The organism is Streptomyces malaysiense, assembly GCF_000980885.2.
Classification (GTDB): domain Bacteria; phylum Actinomycetota; class Actinomycetes; order Streptomycetales; family Streptomycetaceae; genus Streptomyces; species Streptomyces malaysiense.
In genome coordinates this window covers 1-802 of sequence record NZ_LBDA02000226.1, presented here as the reverse complement: position 1 = coordinate 802, position 802 = coordinate 1, and the positions used below count along the sequence as shown (strand labels likewise).

1 pseudogene is annotated in these 802 nt (G+C 72.4%); it reads right to left on the bottom strand.

Features of this window, described 5'->3' with window-relative positions:
• Positions 1–750: pseudogene (locus tag VT52_RS35080) on the bottom strand (helicase); the annotation flags it as partial.
• Between the last annotated feature and the right edge of the window lie 52 nt (positions 751–802).

The window sequence follows — 802 nt, the reverse complement described above, 5'->3', positions numbered from 1 at the left end:
GAGCAGGTAGGCGGCGCGGTGCAGGGCGACGGCGGTCTTGCCGGTGCCCGGACCGCCCTCCACGTACGTGATAGAGGCGGCCGGGGCCCGGATGACGAGGTCCTGCTCGGCCTGGATGGAGGAGACGATGTCCCGCATGGTGTGGCCGCGGGCCTGGCCGAGGGCGGCCATCAGGGCGCCGTCGCCGATGACGGGCAGTTCCCGGCCGTCGAGGTAGGCGGTGAGCGCGGGCCGCATCAGGTCGTCCTCGACGCCGAGCACCCGGCGTCCCTTGGACCGGATGACACGCCGGCGCACCACCCGTCCGGGCTCCACCGGGGTGGCCCGGTAGAAGGGCGCGGCGGCGGGGGCGCGCCAGTCGATGACGAGCGGGGCGTACTCCGCGTCGAGGACCCCGATGCGCCCGATGTGCAGGGTCTCGGCGATGTCGGCGGTGTTGTCCTCGCGCACGGCGCCCTCGGCCGGCTCGACCGCCGTGTAGGCCCCGTCGGGCCCCTTCTTGCCGTCCTTGCCGAGCAGCAGGTCGATGCGCCCGAACAGGAAGTCCTCGAACTCGTTGTTGAGCCGGTTCAGGTGCACACCGGCGCGGAAGACCTGCGCGTCGCGCTCGGCGAGCGCGCCGGGGGTGCCGACCTGGCCGCGCTGGGCCGCGTCGTTCATCAGGAACTCGGCCTCGTGGATCTTCTCCTCGAGCCGCCGGTACACCCGGTCCAGATGTGCCTGTTCGACGCTGATCTCTCGGTCGCGCACGGAGTCGTGTGCGTCGCGTTCCGAGCCGACCGCGGAATGCTGAACCTGAGCG